Consider the following 17,549-nt stretch of genomic DNA (forward strand, 5'->3'; position numbering starts at 1 on the left):
CGGCTCGCGCGCCGGGCGCGGCCGGTCGGCGCGTCAGTCGGGTTTGATCGCGTGGATTCGTTCCACGGTGCCGGCCTTGAGTCGTTCGGCCTCGACGATGTCGAAGCCGGCCGCTTGCACCAGGGGTAGTTGGCGGCGGGTGAAGTGTTCGCCGGCGGAGGGGACGGTGATCCGTTCGAGCAGCCACTGGGCGGCATGGACGGGTGGCCAGGTGCTGCGGATGTGATCGAGTAGGAGTAGCTGTCCGCCGGGGATCAGGACGCGGTGCATCTCACGGATCGCGGCGGCCGGATCGGGGATCGTGCACAGTGACAGGGCGCAGACGGCCGTGTCGAAGGAGGCGGCGGCGAAGGGCAGCCGCTCGGCGTCGCCTTCGTGCAGGTCGACGGTTCGGCCGAGGTCGACGGCCCGTTGCCGGGCGATGGCGAGCATGGCGGGGCTGAGTTCGATTCCGGTGACCGCGACGTCGGGCGGGTAGTGGGGCAGGTTGCGGCCGGTGCCGATGGCCACGTCGAGGGTCCGGCCGCGGGCGCGGGCACCGAGCCATTCCCGGCCGCCCCCGAACTGGAGCTTCTCCAGAAGGGCGATCTGCCTGTCGTAGCTGGGCGCGGCCTTGTCCCAGACGCGCCGTGCCCTGGCGGTCTGATCCGGTGCGGTGGTCACGGTACCTCCAGCGGACAGGAAGCGGTGCCGGTCGGGGGACAGGTCGACGGCGGTGCGGGCCGGACGGCGAGGCCCCGACCATAGTCACATGGCGACGCTGCGCCGCACCCGGCATCGAAGGACGCGAACCACTCGCCCCACTCGCAGGCTCCCACACCTCCCGTGACGCACGGCAGGCGCTCGACCGATGCCTGGCGGCGACGCCACCGGCATGGTGGTCACCGCCCCAGAGGCGGTGCTCGACGCCGTGCCCCCGCCTGATCGTCTGTCCGGATCTGTTCCGGCGGTGACCCCGGCCAAGGTCGTCACGGACGTAAGGGATGGAACACGGGTGACGGTCTGGCGCGAAGGTGCCCAGCAGGCTGGCGATCCCGGTATGCGGTGCGGCATGGCAGAGCCGGGCGGACGACGGCGGCCGGTTCTCTCCGGCCGCTCGGTGCGTCAGCGGCCGGTTCTCTCCGGCCGCTCGGTGCGTCAGCCAGGCAGGGTGACGCCGCCGATCGGGGCGAGCACCTCGCCGGTGTAGTAGGACGACAACAGGTCGCTGGCGAAGAAGACGTAGGAAGGGGCGATCTCGTCAGGTTGGGCGGCGCGTCCCATCGGGACCTGCTGGCCGAACTCCTGGACCTTGTCGCCCGGGAGGGTGGCCGGGATCAGCGGGGTCCAGACCGGTCCGGGGGCGACGCAGTTGACCCGGATCCTCTTCTTGACCAACGACTGGGCGAGAGAGTAGGTGAGAGCGATGATCGCGCCCTTGGTGGCCGAGTAGTCGATCAGATGGCTGTTGCCCTTGAGACCATTGATCGAGGCCGTGTTGATGATCGAGGAAGCCTCCGGCAGGTGGTCGAGTGCCGCCTTGGTGACCCGGTAGTAGCTGTGGATGTTGACGGCGAAGGTGCGCTGCCACTGTTCCTCGGAGATCTCGGTCAGCGAGTCGGCGTTCTGCTGGTAGGCGACGTTGTTCACCAGCAGATCCAGACCGCCCAGCTCACCTACGGTCCGGGCCACCACCTCGGAGCAGTGCCGGGCGTCGGCCAGGTCGCCGGGGATGAGCACGCAGCGGCGCCCGGTGGCCTCGATCAGCTCGGCGGTCTGTCGGGCGTCTTCGTGCTCGGCGAGGTAGGCCACGGCGACATCGGCGCCCTCCTTGGCGAACGCGATCGCGACCGCCCGCCCGATTCCCGAGTCGCCGCCGGTCACCAGGGCTCGCCTACCGCGCAGCAGGTCGCGGCCGACGTAGTCGGCCATCCGATCCCGGGGCCGGGGATCCATGCCGGCCGATTCGCCCGGATAGGGCTGTTCCTGCGGGCCCGGTTGCGGCATGTCGTCAGAAGAAGCCATCTGCTGCCCGTACCCCCAACCTGCTGACTTATCCCAACATCCAGCGACCACCGGTGGCGCATCGACCGCCACGCCGCACGCCGGGTGAGCGGCGGCCCGTGGTCAGCGTGGCGTGGCACCGACGATCAGCGCGAGGCCGGTCTCCGGGTCGACCCGCTTGGTCAGTTCGGGCCCGACCTCGGTGATGATGACCTCCAGGGTGGGCCACACCTCGCCGCGGAGTAGATGGCCGCCGAGGGTGCTGCCGTCGGGCCGGCCGAGCACGGCGTGCACGTGGAGCACAGGCTCGCCGTCCCGCTCGGCCACGTCACCGAGCAGCGACAGCACCTCGGCCTGCCCGCCGATCGGGATGCGGAGGTAGTCGCCCCGATCGCGGTCGAAGTAGCCGACCTCGCCGCCGGAGAAGCCACCGACGGCGCTCACCTGGCCGGACCGTACGCCGTGCGCGTCCAGTGCCCGGCCGATGGTGCTCACCGCCTCCTCACCCTTGTCACAGACCACCACCAGGACCCGTCGGGTCTGGTGGTGCACCTCCTGAACTCGCACGCTCCCTCCTCCTTCCGAGTCCGGCCGTCCGCCGACCGGTCGGCCGTCCGCTCACCCGGCCGGCGATGTCTTCCTCCCGTCTCATGCCACCCGGTACGCCTCGGCCCGCGCGGCCCGCAGCGCCAGCCCGTTGCCGGGCGCGTCGAGACACACCGGGGCAACCCCGCCGCCGGCCCCGACAACGCCATCGAAAAGCATCGACTCGATGCGGACGTGGTCGTGGAACCACTCGATGTGCCGCAGGTTCGGTACGGCCGCGGCCACCGGAAGGTGTTGGTGCGGCGCGCAGTGCGCGGACACCTCCAGCCCGGCGGCGGCGGCCACCGAGGCGGCGCGGAGGAACTCGCTGATCCCGCCGCACCGCGTGACGTCGATCTGGAGGCAGTCCACGTAGGGCGCCATCCGGTGGAAGTAGGCCAGGTCGTAGCCGTATTCCCCCGCCGCGACGTCGGGCAGCACGTGGTCACGGACCAGGCCGAGCCCCGGCAGGTCGTCGGAGCTCACGGGCTCCTCGTACCAGCGCACGTCGAGGTCCGCGGCACGGCGCATCACCCGGATGGCCTGCTTGCGCTGGTAGGCGCCGTTGGCGTCGACGTACAGCTCGGCCGCGTCGCCGATGGTGCGCCGGGCGGCGGCCATCCGGCTCAGGTCGCGGGGCACCTCACTGCCACCCGATCCACCGATCTTGATTTTCACCCGGGGAATGCCCTGGTCGTGCACCCAGCCGGCCAACTGCCGATGCTGTCGATCGGCGTCGTAGGTGGTGAAGCCGCCGCTGCCGTACACCGGCACCTGGCGGCGGGCGGTGCCGAGCAGCCGGGCCAGCGGCAGGCCGTGCCGGCGGGCCTTCAGGTCCCAGATCGCACAGTCGGCGGCGGAGAGCGCCAGCCCGGCTACCCCGGGCCGGCCGGCGTTGCGCAGCCGCCGCCGCATCGCCGACCAGACAGCCGGCACGTCGTCGGGGTCGCGGTCGGCCACCACCGGGGCGAGCAGCTCCGCCACCACGGGCACGACCGCCGTCGGGCCGTACGTCCATCCCAGGCCCGTTGCGCCCTCGGCGGCGGCCTCGACGAGCACCAGGGTGGTGCTGTCCCAGGCCAGGGTGCCGTCACCCTCGGGCGCGTCGGTCGGCACGCGGTACGCACGCGCGGTGAGACGCACCGTCACCGGCCCTTCCGCCCGGTGCGGGCCACGAGCCCGGCCAGCGGGGCGAGGGCGGCCAGCCCGACCAGGCCGGCAGCGGCCAGCCGGGCGATCCGCGAGGGGGCCTGCGGCCGGCGGGCCCAGAAACGTTCGGGCCGGGCCGGAACCTCGTCGGCGTGCAGGCCGGCGCGGAGCAGTTCGGCGAGGTGCAGGGCCGTCCGTCCGCCGGAGGCACCCTGCTCGACCTGGGTCCGGCAGCTGAACCCGTCGGCCAGGATGACGTCGGTGTCGGCGGCGTCGCGCAGCGCGGGCAGCAGCACCCGTTCGGCGCACGCCTCGGAGACCTCGTAGTGGCCAGCCTCGAAACCGAAGTTGCCGGCCAGTCCGCAGCAGCCCGAGTCGAGGAACTCCGCCCGCACTCCGGCGGCCGTCAGCACGGCCTGGTCGGCGGCGGTGCCGAGAACGGCGTGCTGGTGGCAGTGGGTCTGGATCAGCGCGTGCGCGTCGATGGACGGGGGGCGCCAGCCGGGGCTGTGGTCGTGCAGCAGCTCGGCCAGGGTGACGCTCTGCTCCCGTAGCCGGGTGACGTCCTCGTCGGAGGGGAACAGCTCGTGGGCGTCACCGCGGAACACGGCCGTGCAACTCGGCTCCAGGCCGACCACCCGGGTGCCGGCCCGCAGATGCGGTCGCAGCACGTCGACCGTGCGTCGCAGCACCTGTGCGGCGATGCCGAGCTGGCCGGTGGAGATCCAGGTCAGACCGCAGCAGACAGGCTGCCGTGGCACCCGCACCCGCCAGCCGGCCGCCTCCAGCACCTCGACCGCCGCCTGCGCGACGCCGGGATGGAAGTGGTTGGTGAAGGTGTCCGGCCACAGCAGCACCTCGCCGCGCGTCCCGTCCCCGCCCGGGGTGCGCCGGGCGAACCACCGCTGGAACGACTCGGCGGCGAAGACCGGGATGTCGCGGCGGCGGTCGATCCCGCCGACCGTCTTGGCGATCCGGCTCAGCCCGGGCGCGTGCGCCAGGGCGTTGACCACCCGCGGCCCGAGCCCGGCCGCCGCAGCCACCAGGGGAAGCCAGCCCATCGAGTAGTGTGCGCGGGGCCGCAGCCTGCCCCGGTAGTGGTGGGACAGGAACTCCGCCTTGTAGGTGGCCATGTCGACGTTGACCGGGCAGTCCGCCTTGCAGCCCTTGCACGCCAGGCAGAGGTCCAGGGCGTCGCGCACCGCCGCCGAGCGCCATCCGTCGCCGATGACGCCGCCGCGCGCGGTGCCGTCGAGCATCTCGAACAGCAGGCGGGCCCGGCCCCGGGTGGAGTGCTCCTCCTCCCGGGTGACCATGTAGGAGGGGCACATCACGCCGCCGTCGTGCCGGCGGCACTTGCCGACCCCGACGCAGCGCAGCACGGCCCGGCCGAAGCTTCCACCGTCGTCCGGGTAGCGGAAGACGGTCTGCACGCCGCCGTGGTCGTAGTCGGCGCCGAGCCGTAGGTGACTGTCCAGCGGGTAGGCCGGCATCACCTTGCCGGGGTTCATCCGGTCGTCCGGATCGAAGATCGCCTTGAACTGGCCGAACGCGCGGGCCAGCCGGTCGCCGAACATCCTCGGTAGCAGCTCGGCGCGGGCCTGCCCGTCGCCGTGCTCGCCGGAGAACGAGCCGCCGTAGGAGATCGTCAGGTCGGCCGCGCGTTGCATGAAGGACCGGAACTGGCGTACGCCGTCGGCGGTGCGCAGCCGGAACGGGATCCGGGTGTGTACGCAGCCCTGCCCGAAATGACCGTACAGCGACGCCTGCTCCAGCCCGTACTCCTGGTAGAGCTGGTTCAGGCCACGCAGGTAGTCCCCGAGCCTGTCGGGCGGGACGGCGGAGTCCTCCCATCCGGGCCAGGTGTCCTCGGCGTCGGGGACGCGGGCGGTGGCCCCGAGTCCGGAGTCGCGGACCTCCCACATCCGCTGCTCGTCGGCCTCGTCGACGAACTCGTGCGCGGTCGGCCCGCCGTCGCGGCTCACCGCGGCGATGAGTCGGTCCGCGGCCTGCCGCGCCTGCTGCGGCGTGTCACCGCCGAGCTGCACCATCAGCCAGGCCCCGCCTGGCGGCAGCTCGTGCAGCGCCCTGGGGTGCAGGTTCTTGCGCCGTTCGAAGCCGACCAGCTTGTCGTCGATGCCTTCGAGCACGATCGGCCGGTGTTCCAGGATCCGGGGGACGTCGTCGCCGGCGGCGGCGATGTCCGGGTAGCTGAGGAAGACAAGGCACTGGGCCGGTACCACGGGCACCAGCTTCAGCCGGGCCCGCAGGATCGTCACCAGGGTGCCCTCCGAGCCGACCAGCGCCTGGGCGACGTGGAAGTTCCGCTCCGGTAGCAGGCTGTCGAGGTTGTAGCCGGACACCCGCCGGGGGATCTTGGGGTACCGGCTGCGCAGGTCGGCGAGGTGGTCGTCGCGCAACGCGCGTAGCTGTCGGTAGATCTCCGCCTGCCGGCCGCCGCGGCGCTGAACCTCCGCGTACTGCTCGTCGGTGGTCTCCCCGACCCACATCCGGGTGCCGTCGTAGAGCAGCACCTCCAGCGCGACGACGTTGTCGACGACCTTTCCGGTGCGCTGGGCGGTGGCGCCGCAGGAGTTGTTGCCGAGCATTCCGCCCAGGGTGCAGTGGTTGTGCGTGGCCGGGCGCGGGCCGTACTCCAGACCGGTCGCCCTGAGTTGGGCATTGAGCGAGTCCAGCACGATCCCGGGCTCGACCAGACACGTGCGGGCCCGCGCGTCCACCTCCAGCAGCCGGTGGCAGTACTTCGACCAGTCCAGCACCACGGCGGTGTTGGTGCACTCGCCGGCCAGGCTGGTGCCGCCGCCCCGCGAGACCAGCGGCGCGTCGTGGCGGCGGCAGACCGCGACCGCGGCCACTGCGGCCTCCACCGTCCGCGGTACGACCACCCCGAGGGGTATCTGCCGGTAGTTGGAGGCGTCCGTGGAGTACGCGGCCCGGGAACCGGCATCGAAGCGCACCTCCCCGTCGACCTCGGCCCGCAGGTCGGCGGCGAGAGCCGCCAGGTCGACGTCGCGCGCCGGCTCGGGTGGACGCAGCACCGGCTCGGGCAGGATCACCCGGTGGGCAGCCCCCGTGGTGCCGGTCTCACCGAGGCGCCGGCTCATGAACGCAGCTCGGTGAACTTGTCGCGAGCCACCGTCGCCACCGTGGCGAGCCTGTGCGGCTGGCCGCGCAGGAACGCCTCGGTGAAGTGTTTCGCCTGGTCGTACCTGACCTTTCCCGGCATCGGCGGCTCGTTCGGGTTGACGTCGCAGTCGACCAGCGCCGCACCGGGATGCGCCAGCGCCTCCCGGATCGCGCCGGGCAGCGCCTCGGGGTCGGTGACCTTGGCGCCGTACCCGCCGCAGGCCCGGGCCCAGGCAGCGAAGTCCGCCTCCGGCTGGCGGTGCCGCACGGCGTACTCGGGGTAGCCGAGGATGACCTGTTCCCACAGGATCTGGCCGTACGCGTTGTTGTTGTTGATGATCACCTTGATGGGCAGCTCGTGCCGGACCGCGGTGAGGAACTCCGCCATCAGCATGGCGAAGCCCCCGTCCCCCACGAAGGCGATCACCTGCCGGCCCCTGTGCGCGTGTTGCATGGCGATCGCGTACGGCAGGCCCGGCGCCATGGTGGCGAGGTTGCCGGACAGGTAGAACTCCCGGCCGCCGCGGATGGTCCAGTGCCGGGCGGCCCAGGTGGCGATGGTGCCGGAGTCGCAGGTGAGGATCGCGTCGGAGGTGGCTGCCTCGTCCACGCAACTGATCAGGTACTGCGGCGCGATCGGGTTCCGGGTCGGGTCCTGTAGGGCGATCATTTCCGAGCGCCACCTGTCCCGCTCCTGCTGGTACTTCGCCAGGAAGGACCGGTCGGTGCGGGCCTGGAGCATCGGCAGCAGTTGTCGTAGCGCCAGCCTGGCGTCGGCGGTGACCGCCGCGTCCACCGGCAGCCGCAGGCCGATCAGGCTGGCGTCGATGTCGATCTGCACGACGCGGGCCTGCCCCGGCGACGGCAGGTATTTCCCGTACGGGAAGGAGGTGCCGATCATCAGCAGGGTGTCGCACTCCTCCATCAGTTCCTCGCTCGGCCTGGTGCCGAGCAGGCCGAGGCCGCCGGTGGTGAGCGGATGGTCGTCGGGGACCACCATCTTGCCGGGGAGCGTCTTGACGATCGGGCTGGCCAGCGCCTCCGCAACCGCGAGCACCTCGTCGCGGGCATGCCGGGCGCCCACGCCGACCAGCATGGCGATCTTCTTGCCGGTGTTGAGCACCGCCGCCGCCCGGGCCAGGTCGGCCTCCGCCGCGGGCACCGGCGGCTGCGACACGACGGTGCTGCTCGTCGGCGGCTCGCCGGGGCTGACGTGCCGGTAAGGGTCCTCCCCGGCCAGGGCGACCTGCAGATCGTTGGGGAAGCTCAGGTGCGCGACGGTCCGCTTGGCCAGGGCGTTGCGGATGGCGATGTCGACCACCCCCGGCATCTGCTGCGGGTTGGTCACCATCAGGTTGTACGCCGCGACGTCCTGGTAGAGCAGCGTGGTGTCCACCTCCTGCTGGTAGCGCGAGCCGAGCACCGAGGTCTCCTGCATGCCGGTGATGGCGAGCACCGGCACGTGGTCGAGCCTGGCGTCGTACAGGCCGTTGAGCAGGTGGACGGCACCCGGGCCGGAGGTGGCGCAGCAGACGCCGAGCCGACCGGTGGCCTTGGCGTAGCCGGTGGCCATGAAGGCCGCCGCCTCCTCGTGGTGCACCAGCACGAAGGTGAGCTTCTCCCGCTGCCGGCGGAAGCCCTCCATCAGGCCGTTGATGCCGTCACCCGGTAGCCCGAAGACGGTGTCGACGCCCCACTCCACCAGTCGTCGGGCCAGGCTCTCGCCGACGATCTCCTGCACCTCGCGCCTCCTGACCGAGTTCCACGCCCCCGCTGCCCCGTCCCCATGTTTCGGTAGTCAGTCGGGCAATCTGCCGGAACAACCGGACTTCGTTCGATTGGTGGAAATGCCGGGGCGGTCCGGCGGGCTCGCCGGACCGCCCCACCGGCTGGGTCACGTCCGCCCGTCGCCGGTCGAGCCGGCGTCCTCGGCCTGCGCCGTGTCGTCCGCCCGCTCGCGCTCCTGCCGCCGCCGGTCCCGCCGCCGGTCGACGATCGCCGCCAGCAGCAGCGATCCGGCGGCCATCGCCCGGCCCCAGCGGCGCAGGGCGGTGCGGATCGGGCCGGCCGGGGCGGCCGGGGGCGGGCCCGGCACCACGATCCGGTCCACCCCGGGGTACGCGAGCCGGGCGGCCGAGTCCGCCTCCTGCCGCGACAGCACGGCCCGGTTGCCGGTGACGACGAGTCGTCCGGCGTCGTCCCGGTACCGCCAGTGCCACGCGTCGCCCTCCGGCCACATCTCGATTCGACCCCCCGGCCGGTCCACGGCCGGGGTCTCCTGCCCGCCGGGGCCGTCCCCGCCCTCGGACGGCCCGGCCGGGCGGGGCGCGCAGCGGCGCAGGTCGGCGCGGGTGAGCGCGCCGACGCCGGCGGCGTCGCCGCGCCGCAGGGCCCGCGCGAGCAGGAACGCGAGCAGCCCGGCCAGGACCGGGAGGACGAGGACCAGCACCCGCAGCACGGACAGCAGGTCGTAGACGGGTAGCCGGAGCAGCCGGGCGAGGATGTCGTCCCCGGCGGCGACCACGAGCACGGCGTAGAAGGTCAGCGCGGCGACCCCGATGCCCGTCCGGGCCGGGTGGTCGCGGGGCCTGTCGAGCAGATGGTGCTGCCTGCGGTCCTTCGTCCGCAGCCGTTCGGCGAACGGCCAGGCGTAGAGGGCCAGGAAGGTCACCCCGCCGAGCACGACGCCAGGAAGGAACGGTGCCGGCACCAGGTGCCCGGCGATCCGGAACTCCCAGGGCGGGAAGAGGCGCAGGGCGCCGTCGCCCCAGGCGACGTACCAGTCCGGCTGCGCGGGCGAGGTGGCCTGGGCCGGTTGGAACGGGCCGTACATCCAGACCGGGTTGATCTGTACCAGACCGCCGAGGGCGAACAGCACCGCGAGCACCCAGGCGAACAGCGCCAGTGAGCGCAGGGTGTAGCTCGGCCACAGCCGCGACCCGACCACGTTGTGCTCGGTGCGCCCGGGGCCGGGGAACTGGCTGTGCTTCTGCCGGACCAGGATGCCCAGGTGCAGGGAGATGAGGACGACGAGGACGGCGGGCACCAGCAGCACGTGGCTGACGTACAGCCGCGGGATCATCACGTCGGAGGGGAACTCGCCGCCGAGGGCGAGCGACGCCAGCCACGCGCCGACCAGGGGGATCGACTCCACCACCGAGACGATGATCCGCAATCCCAGGCCCGAGAGCAGGTCGTCGGGCATGGAGTAGCCGGTGAACCCGTTGGCCAGCGCCAGGGCCAGCATCGTCACGCCGATCAGCCAGTTCAGCTCGCGGGGCTTGCGGAACGCCCCGGTGAAGAAGATCCGGCTCAGGTGCAGCAGGATCGCCGCGGCGAAGACCAGCGCGGCCCAGTGGTGGGTCTGCCGGATCAGCAGCCCGGCACGGACGTCCCAGCTCAGCCGCACCGTCGACGCGTACGCGGCGGAGGTGGTGGCGCCGTCCAGCGGGGCGTAGTCGCCGTGGTAGACGCGGTCCGCGCTGCTGGCCTCGAAGAAGAAGGTGAGGTAGACGCCGGTGAGTACCAGGGCGACGAACGAGTAGAGCGCGAGTTCGCCCAGCATGAACGACCAATGGTCGGGAAAGACCTTCGCCAGCGCCCGGCGGGCGATCGGGGAGAGCCGCAGCCGGTCGTCGAGTGCCCGGGCCAGCCGGTCGGTGATCACGGCCGGCTCCAGAACCCGGCGCCGGGCGGGCCGGTGAAGTCCCCGGCGGCGCGGAGGAAGCCGTCCGGGCCGACCTCGATCGGCAACCCGGGCAGCGGCCGGGCGGCCGGTCCGGCCACCGGCCGGGCATCGGCGAGCAGGTCGAACGACGACTGGTGGCAGGGGCAGAGCAGGCGCCCGGTGCCCCTGAGGTAGAGCCGGACGGGGCATCCGGCGTGCGTGCAGAGCAGCGACCAGACGGCCAGCCCGTCGAGGTGCCCGCCGGAGGGCTGCCGGGAGAAGCGCCCAGGTTCGAGCCGTACCGCGAAGGCGGGGCCGTCGCCGGCGTCGACGTGCCCCTCGGGAAAGACCCCGACCATGGTGTCGGCGGGGACGTCCTGCGGGCGCAGCGGCCGTCCGCCGGCGTCGACCAGCCGCACGCCCGGTCCCCAGGGGGTGTCCGTGCGGGCCCGGACCGGGCGGACCCGGTCGAACGGCAGCAGGGAGCGCAGCGGGAACAGCGCGGCGGCGCCGAGCGCGGTCAGCGCCAGCCCGAGCGCCGCGAGCAGGCCCCGGCGCCGGACGGGACTGTCCGGGGCGGTGAGCGCCCTGGTGGTCATCGTCTGCTCGAACGGGGGTGGGGCGAACCCCTCGTGCTCCTCGACGTAACCACCGGTCGGCACCAGGTGCCGCCCCCACTGGGACAGTCCCACGGCTAGGCCGGCGAAGGCCACCGAGAGGGTGACCCCCTCCCACCGGGTGTCCCCGCCCAGCACGTACGTCACGGCGAAGCCGACCGCTCCGGCGGCACCGGTCAGGAAGGCGGCGACGATCCGGCGGCTCGCGGCGCGCTCCGCAGGCGGCGGACGCCGGATGCTCACTCTCCGGCCCTCCGGCCCAGCCACCGGGCGGCGGCCACCAGCAGGCCGAGGGTGGCCAGCCAGGCGACCAGCCCCTCAGCCAGCGGTCCGAGGCGGTCCAGCGGGTTGCCGCCCCGGTCCATCCGCTCGCCGCGCAACCGGCGCACGTAGGTGGTCACGTCGTCGACCTGCCGGTCGTCGAGAACCTGGCTCGGGAAGACCGGCATCAGCCCGGGGCCGACCCGGACCGCCTCGGCGATCTGCACCGCGGTCGCGTCGTACAGCGGGGGAGCGGTCCAGCCGTTGGTGAGGGCGGCGCCCGCGCCGGTGGCCCCGTGGCAGGGCGCGCAGTTCGCTGCGAAGACCTCGCGGCCGGAGACCGGGTTCCCCGGGGCGACCCGGGGGATCTGTGGCCCTCCGCCGCTGAGGCTGGCGACGTGGTCCACCAGCGCGGAGATGTCCGCGGCGGAGAACACCGGCTCCCTGCGGCGGGCCTGCTGCGCTTCGTGCGACAACGGCATCCGTCCCGTGGCGACCTGGAAGTCGACCGAGGCGGGGCCGACCCCGACCAGGGACGGTCCCCGCTGCGCGCCCTGACCCTGCTCGCCGTGGCAGCTCGCACAGTTCTCCAGGTAGAGCTGAGTGCCTCGGTCTGCCGCCCGGGAAGCCGCGCCCGGGCCGGCCACCCCGGGGGAGGCGGTGGGCTCGGGCGTCGGCGCCGCGCCGAGGGCGACCGGTCCGGCGGCGAGCACCAGCACCGCGCCCACGGCGAGGGCACGGCGCGGGCGGGGCGCGACGGGCCTGGCTGAGGATCCGCGTGGTCGCCGCACCGTCAGTCCAGCGTGAGTAGGTAGGCGGCGATGTCCTGCGCGTCGATCGCGTCGACGCCCAGGTTGGGCATCGCGGTGCCCGGCTCCACGTCGTGCGGGTCGGAGATCCAGCGCCGCAGGTTGTCGGCGTTGTTGGGCAGCTCACCGGCGATGTAGGAGCGGGCGCCGAACCGGGTCAGCGGTGGCCCGACCAGACCGTCGGCGCGCCCGACGCCAGGGATGGTGTGGCAGGAGCCGCAGCCGTACCGGGCGATCAGTTCCGCGCCCCGGTCCGGCCGCCCGGCCCGGGCCTCGGGTGGTGGCGGGGGCGCCGCCGAGGAGCAGCCGGTGACCGTCACGGCCGGCGGGAGGGCGAGGGCCACCCCGAGCGCCCAGATCCGACGGGACACGTTCATCGCCGTTCTCCTTCCGTTGCCGCGCTGGCCGGCACCGCAGCGGTGCCGGGGAGCGTCGCGGTCCGGGGCAGGCCGGCGGGCCGGTCGCGGTCCAGTTGCCGCAGCCATCGCAGGAACACCGTCAGCGTCACGACCAGCACGACCAGGTCCATCGGCGCCCACATCAACAGGCCAGCCAGTTGTTGGTCGGCCAGCGGGTCGGCGCCGAACACCCGGGCGGGATAGACCGGCGCCGGGGCCAGGGTGAGCACCGCCCCGAGCGCCGAGGCCGGCAGCATGGTGCCGACCAGCGCCAGCACCGCCACCGGGGCAGGTGCGCGGTGCCGCGGCGGGCCGAGCACCGGTGCCCAGAACGACCAGGCCGCGGCCAGGAAGCACAGGTGTTCGGCGGTGTGCGTGACCGGGTGGTCCACCGCCGCGGTGTACGGCTCCGGCAGGTGCCAGAACCACAGGACGATGCTCTGCCCGCCCCCGGCCAGCAGGGCGTACGTGGTGGGGCGGCGCAGCCGGCGCACGGCCGGCGTCACCCGCCAGCGGGCCAGCAGCCGGCGCAGCGGCACCGGCGCGGCCAGGGTCAGCGGCAGCCCCGCCCCGCCGGCCGCCAGCAGGGGACCAGCCACCAGCAGGAACAGCATGTGCTGGGTCATGTGCCCGGCGAACGAGGACTCCGCCAGCTCGTGTGCCGGTCCCTGCTCGGCGGCGAGCACCGTCAGCACCCCCACGCCGAACGCGGCCACCCGCCAGGGTGGCACGATCTGGCCGGCGCCACGGCGGGCCCACAGCTCCTGGACGCCCCGCCCGTAGCCGGCCACCAGCAGGCAGACCGGGACGACCGCCAGCATCGTCAGCAGGCCCTCGGCCACCGTTTCCGGGCCGGGCTGGTGGGCGAGGTCGGCGCTCAGCGTTGACATGGCGGCAGCACCAGCACGGCGACCCCGCCGAGCACGATGATGGTCAGGAAGAGCAGGTTGGCCCAGATCCCCAGGGTGGCGAGCATCCGTGCCCGGCCGAACGCCCGGTCGTCCGCGCCGGCCTCCTGTGCCTGGGCGGTGCGCCGCCAGGCCAGGGCGGCGACCAGCAGCGAGCCCACGGTCACCAGGGCCGGGACGACCACCGCGAGCCCGACGGCCTGCCAGAGCGGCACGGCGGAGACGCGTTCGGAACCGGCAGCGCAGGTGAGCTCGTCGAGGCTCCAGCCGGCGAGCAGGTGCACCACCCAGGCGACCGCGCCGCCGAGCACGCCGTACCAGAGCAGCAGCCCGCCGGTCAGGCGGGCCCGGGATTCGGCTCGGGTGGTCGTCACAGGCGTGGGGTGAGATAGATGGTGAACAGGATGGCGGCCCACACGGCGTCGACGAAGTGCCAGTAGATGGCGGCGTTGCGGACCCGGTCGTGGCGGTGCGCGCCGAAGCTGCCGCCGCGCAGCGAGGCGGCGAGCAGCCAGCCGATCATGGTCAGTCCGATCAGGACGTGCAGCCCGTGGAAGCCGGTGATCAGGTAGAACAGCGAGCCGTACGCGTCGGTGGTCATGGTGAACTGCCGGAGCTTCTCGGCGTACTCGGTGGCCTGTAGGGCCAGGAAGGTGATCCCGAGCAGCATGGTGGCGGCCAGTCCGGAGCGCAGCCGCCACCGCTGGCCACGCCGGATGCCGTGTTCGGCCCAGAGCATGGGCAGGCTGCTGGGCAGCAGGACTGCCGTCATCACCAGCGGCTTGAGCAGGCTGGGAGCCTCGATGCCGGGCGGGGGCCACTGCGGGCCGTACTGGAAGCGCAGGTAGTAGTAGCTGCCGAGCAGGCAGGCGAAGAGGGTGGCCTCGGTGGCCACGAACATCACCATGCCCCACCAGCCGGTGGACCGTCCGGCCGGCAGTTCGGCGCTGAGCGATTCGGCGCGGGTCGCGGCCGTCACGATGCCGGCCGGGTCCGTCATGCCGTCACCCCCAGTTCCCGGTCCGGGCGGCGCGGTGGCCAGAGCCACACCGCGATGGTCACCACCACCACGAGCACGGCGACCGCCGCCACCGGATACCAGGCGAGGAGCATCGAGGTGAAGAACAGCAGCAGGGCGCCGGCGAGCAGGAGCGGCTGCAGGCTCGACTCCGGCATCTCCACCGCCCGCTCCCGGTGTGCGTCCAGCTCGCTGGTGAGCAGGGTCCGGCGGCCCTCGCTGAGGACGCGGTCCGCGCTCGCGCCCGGGCCGGTCGACTCGGCGGTCCGCTCGTCCCAGGTCGGGTGCAGGCTGTGCACGCGGGGCAGGACGGGGAAGTTGTACGGCTCGGGCGGCGACTGGGTCGACCATTCCAGGCTGTCGCCGCTCCACGGGTCCGGCGGGGCGGGTTTGCCCCGGCGCACGGCGTGTACCACGCCGACGAGTACGAGTAGCAGCCCGACGGCGAGTAGGTACGACCCGACGGTGCTGACCAGGTTCCACCCGTCCCAGCCGGGCTCGCTGCGGTAGGTGTAGACGCGGCGTGGCATGCCGAACAGGCCGTAGAGGTGCATCGGGAAGAAGGTGACGTGCATGCCGGTGAAGATCAGCCAGAACGCCCACCGGCCGAGCCGCTCGCCGTACATGCGGCCGGTGATCTTCGGCAGCCAGTAGTAGATGCCGGCGAGCATCGGGAAGACCGCTCCGCCGATCAGCACGTAGTGGAAGTGGGCCACCACGAAGTAGGAGTCGGTGACCTGCTGGTCGAAGGCGGTCAGGGCGAACATCGTGCCGGTGAAGCCGCCGAGCACGAAGGTGACGATGAAGCCGATGACGAACAGCAGCGGCACCTTGAGCACCAGCCGGCCGAGCAGCATGGTGGCCAGCCAGGCGAAGATCTGGAGCCCGGACGGGATGGTGATGATGGTGCTGGCCGCGCTGAAGAAGCTGTACGACAGCTGCGGCAGCCCGGTGGCGAACATGTGGTGCACCCAGACGCCGAACGAGATGATCGCGATCGCCACGATGGCCAGCACCACCAGCGGGTAGCCGACCACGCCGCGGCGGGTGAACGCGGGCAGCACGGCTGAGACGATGCCCAGCGCCGGCATGACGATGATGTAGACGTCCGGATGGCCGAAGATCCAGAACAGGTGCTGCCAGAGCAGCACGTTCCCACCGGCGGACGGGTCGAAGAAGTGGGTGTCGAACCGGCGGTCGAGGAAGAGCATCGCGTTGTCGAGGTTCAGCGCCGGCAACGCGAAGATCACCATGAACGCGGTGGCCACAATCGCCCAGACGAACAGCGGCACCCGGTTGAGCGACATCCCGGGGGCGCGTAGCTTGAGCGCGGTGACGATGAAGTTGATCGCGCCGGCGGTGGTGGAGATGCCGAGGAAGAGCAGCCCGAGGGCGTAGACGTCCATGTGCAGGCCAGGAGTGTTCTGCTCTCCGGTCAGCGGTGCGTAGGCGAACCAGCCGTTGTTCGGCGCGGCACCGAAGGGCAGGCTCGACCACATGAACAGCCCGGCGAACAGGAAGACCCAGTAGCCGAACGCGTTCAGCCTGGGGAAGGCCATGTCCCGGGAGCCGATCATCAACGGCACCAGGAAGTTGCCGAAGCCGAAGAGCATCGGGGTGGCGAACAGGAAGATCATCGCCGTGCCGTGCATGGTGAACAGCTGGTTGTACTCCTGCGGTGACACCACGCCCGCCTCGGGCCGGGCGAGTTGGGTGCGCATCGCCAGGGCGCTGAGGCCGGCGAGGGCGAAGAAGAACCCGGCGGTGACCAGGTACCGCCGGCCGATCCGCTTGTGGTCGACGGTGCTGAACCAGGCCCGCAGGGAGGGCGGTTCGGCCCAGTGTTCCGTGAGCCGGGCCAGGTCCGCCGGGCTGACGGCGGGCGACGGTGTGGTGGTGGGCATGTCCTGTCACCTATTCCAGCGACCGCAGGTAGGCGATGAGGTCGGGCAGCCGCGCGGCGTCGATCGGCTGCGGGGGCATGGCGTTGCCCGGCTTGGCCGTCTGGGAGTTGGCGATCCAGCCGCCGAGGTGGCCGGCGTCGTTGGGCACCGCCCCGGCACCGATGCTCCACCGTGAGCCCACGTTCGACAGGTCGGGGCCCACCCGCCCCTCGGCGCCGGTGCCCCGGACGGCGTGGCAGGCGGAGCAGGTGCCCTGCACGAACGCCTGCCGGCCGCGGCGCTCGGCGTCGGTGCCGGGCTCCCGGGCCGGGGCGTCCAGCCGGGCCAGCCAGGCGTCGTAGTCGGCGCGGGGTTGCGCCACGACCAGGAAGGCCATGTGGGCGTGCTGGGTGCCGCAGTACTCGGCGCACTGACCCCGGTAGCTGCCGGCCCGCTCCGCCCGCAGCCAGGTCTCGCGGGTCTCACCGGCGATCAGGTCGGTCTTGGGCATGAGTTGTGGCACCCAGAAGCTGTGCAGCACGTCGGCGGTGCGCAGCCGTACCCGCACCTGTTCCCCCACCGGGATGTGGATCTCGTTGGCGGTCGCTCCGGACGCGCCCGGGTAACGCACCTCCCACCACCACTTGTGGCCGGTCACCTCGACGGTGGGCGCTTCTGGGCCGGGTCCGTCGCCGAGCGCGGCCAGGTCGCGCAGGCCCACCCCGTAGACGGCGACGAGGATGACCAGCGGCAGGCCGGCGCCAGCGATGGTGACGAAACGCAGCGGCTGGCCGTGCCGTACCCGGGCGGTGCCCCGCCGGAACACCAGCGCCCAGATCAGCAGGGCCATGACCTCGACGAAGACGGCCATGGAGATCCAGAAGAGCAGCCACCAGAGGCCGGCCACCCTGGCCGATCCGGTGCCGGCGGGATTCAGGGCGGAGGGCGAGTCGCCGGCGCAGCCGGCGAGCAGGAGCAGGCCGAACAGCGCGATCGGCAGCGAACGACGTGATCGTCCGCGCCGCCGGGTGTCCCGGACGGCGCTGACGGTCAGGTCCGCTGTCGTCTCCACCGGAAGCGATGCTAGGAGCTTTAAGCCGTTTATGGCGCTTTATTCCGAATAG

At 72.6% G+C, this 17,549-nt stretch carries 15 protein-coding genes; all 15 read right to left on the bottom strand.

What is annotated here, in order from left to right; all coding sequences use genetic code 11:
• Nucleotides 1–33: 33 nt before the first annotated feature.
• The 15 genes from C5N14_RS22150 to coxB all read right to left on the bottom strand — a co-directional run bounded on the left by C5N14_RS22150 (nt 34) and on the right by coxB (nt 17,497).
• Nucleotides 34–663 carry a class I SAM-dependent methyltransferase gene (locus C5N14_RS22150; protein WP_117670223.1) on the bottom strand — a complete coding sequence of 210 codons (630 nt, stop codon included), beginning with the start codon at nt 661–663 and terminating at the stop codon, nt 34–36.
• 474 nt (nt 664–1,137) lie between these two features.
• Nucleotides 1,138–2,004 carry an SDR family oxidoreductase gene (locus C5N14_RS22155; RefSeq protein WP_243639913.1) on the bottom strand — a complete coding sequence of 289 codons (867 nt, stop codon included), beginning with the start codon at nt 2,002–2,004 and terminating at the stop codon, nt 1,138–1,140.
• 102 nt (nt 2,005–2,106) lie between these two features.
• Nucleotides 2,107–2,550, bottom strand: coding sequence for a PPC domain-containing DNA-binding protein (locus C5N14_RS22160; RefSeq protein WP_117670227.1), 444 nt, complete (start codon nt 2,548–2,550; stop codon nt 2,107–2,109).
• A gap of 81 nt (nt 2,551–2,631) precedes the next feature.
• Nucleotides 2,632–3,717, bottom strand: coding sequence for an enolase C-terminal domain-like protein (locus C5N14_RS22165; RefSeq protein ID WP_117670229.1), 1,086 nt, complete (start codon nt 3,715–3,717; stop codon nt 2,632–2,634).
• Nucleotides 3,714–6,842 carry an FAD-binding and (Fe-S)-binding domain-containing protein gene (locus C5N14_RS22170; RefSeq protein WP_117670231.1) on the bottom strand — a complete coding sequence of 1,043 codons (3,129 nt, stop codon included), beginning with the start codon at nt 6,840–6,842 and terminating at the stop codon, nt 3,714–3,716. The genes C5N14_RS22165 and C5N14_RS22170 overlap by 4 nt, the downstream gene beginning before the upstream one ends.
• On the bottom strand, nt 6,839–8,605 hold the full coding sequence (locus tag C5N14_RS22175) for a thiamine pyrophosphate-dependent enzyme (RefSeq protein ID WP_117670233.1): 1,767 nt from the start codon (nt 8,603–8,605) through the stop codon (nt 6,839–6,841). The genes C5N14_RS22170 and C5N14_RS22175 overlap by 4 nt, the downstream gene beginning before the upstream one ends.
• A 153-nt stretch (nt 8,606–8,758) precedes the next feature.
• Nucleotides 8,759–10,531 carry a cytochrome bc complex cytochrome b subunit gene (locus C5N14_RS32730; RefSeq protein ID WP_207892829.1) on the bottom strand — a complete coding sequence of 591 codons (1,773 nt, stop codon included), beginning with the start codon at nt 10,529–10,531 and terminating at the stop codon, nt 8,759–8,761.
• Complete coding sequence (locus C5N14_RS22185) at nt 10,528–11,391, bottom strand: ubiquinol-cytochrome c reductase iron-sulfur subunit (protein ID WP_117670235.1); 864 nt, start codon at nt 11,389–11,391, stop codon at nt 10,528–10,530. Before C5N14_RS22185 ends, C5N14_RS32730 begins: the two co-directional genes overlap by 4 nt.
• Nucleotides 11,388–12,137, bottom strand: coding sequence for a c-type cytochrome (locus C5N14_RS22190; RefSeq protein WP_117670236.1), 750 nt, complete (start codon nt 12,135–12,137; stop codon nt 11,388–11,390). Before C5N14_RS22190 ends, C5N14_RS22185 begins: the two co-directional genes overlap by 4 nt.
• A 65-nt stretch (nt 12,138–12,202) precedes the next feature.
• Nucleotides 12,203–12,595 carry a cytochrome c family protein gene (locus C5N14_RS22195; protein WP_117670238.1) on the bottom strand — a complete coding sequence of 131 codons (393 nt, stop codon included), beginning with the start codon at nt 12,593–12,595 and terminating at the stop codon, nt 12,203–12,205.
• Nucleotides 12,592–13,506, bottom strand: a complete 915-nt coding sequence (locus tag C5N14_RS22200) for a cytochrome c oxidase assembly protein (RefSeq protein WP_117670240.1) — start codon at nt 13,504–13,506, stop codon at nt 12,592–12,594. The genes C5N14_RS22195 and C5N14_RS22200 overlap by 4 nt, the downstream gene beginning before the upstream one ends.
• A complete protein-coding gene (locus tag C5N14_RS22205) occupies nt 13,494–13,898 on the bottom strand; it encodes a hypothetical protein (RefSeq protein ID WP_117670241.1) in 405 nt (134 codons plus the stop codon). The genes C5N14_RS22200 and C5N14_RS22205 overlap by 13 nt, the downstream gene beginning before the upstream one ends.
• Nucleotides 13,895–14,524, bottom strand: a complete 630-nt coding sequence (locus tag C5N14_RS22210; protein ID WP_117670243.1) for a heme-copper oxidase subunit III — start codon at nt 14,522–14,524, stop codon at nt 13,895–13,897. The genes C5N14_RS22205 and C5N14_RS22210 overlap by 4 nt, the downstream gene beginning before the upstream one ends.
• Nucleotides 14,521–16,446 carry a cytochrome c oxidase subunit I gene (gene ctaD, locus C5N14_RS22215; RefSeq protein ID WP_117670245.1) on the bottom strand — a complete coding sequence of 642 codons (1,926 nt, stop codon included), beginning with the start codon at nt 16,444–16,446 and terminating at the stop codon, nt 14,521–14,523. Before ctaD ends, C5N14_RS22210 begins: the two co-directional genes overlap by 4 nt.
• A gap of 10 nt (nt 16,447–16,456) precedes the next feature.
• The gene (coxB, locus tag C5N14_RS22220; protein WP_117670247.1) at nt 16,457–17,497 is read right to left on the bottom strand and encodes a cytochrome c oxidase subunit II; all 1,041 of its coding nucleotides are present in this window, start codon (nt 17,495–17,497) and stop codon (nt 16,457–16,459) included.
• Between the last annotated feature and the right edge of the window lie 52 nt (nt 17,498–17,549).

It is taken from the genome of Micromonospora sp. MW-13 (assembly GCF_003434305.1).
GTDB lineage: Bacteria > Actinomycetota > Actinomycetes > Mycobacteriales > Micromonosporaceae > Micromonospora.

What these genes read in the sequence shown, in the direction of transcription:
- C5N14_RS22155 (WP_243639913.1), bottom strand. Translation starts at nt 2,004, where the DNA reads ATGGCTTCTTCTGACGACATGCCGCAACCGGGCCCGCAGGAACAGCCC.
- C5N14_RS22170 (WP_117670231.1), bottom strand. Translation starts at nt 6,842, where the DNA reads ATGAGCCGGCGCCTCGGTGAGACCGGCACCACGGGGGCTGCCCACCGG.
- C5N14_RS22195 (WP_117670238.1), bottom strand. Translation starts at nt 12,595, where the DNA reads ATGAACGTGTCCCGTCGGATCTGGGCGCTCGGGGTGGCCCTCGCCCTC.
- C5N14_RS22200 (WP_117670240.1), bottom strand. Translation starts at nt 13,506, where the DNA reads ATGTCAACGCTGAGCGCCGACCTCGCCCACCAGCCCGGCCCGGAAACG.
- C5N14_RS22210 (WP_117670243.1), bottom strand. Translation starts at nt 14,524, where the DNA reads ATGACGGACCCGGCCGGCATCGTGACGGCCGCGACCCGCGCCGAATCG.
- ctaD (WP_117670245.1), bottom strand. Translation starts at nt 16,446, where the DNA reads ATGCCCACCACCACACCGTCGCCCGCCGTCAGCCCGGCGGACCTGGCC.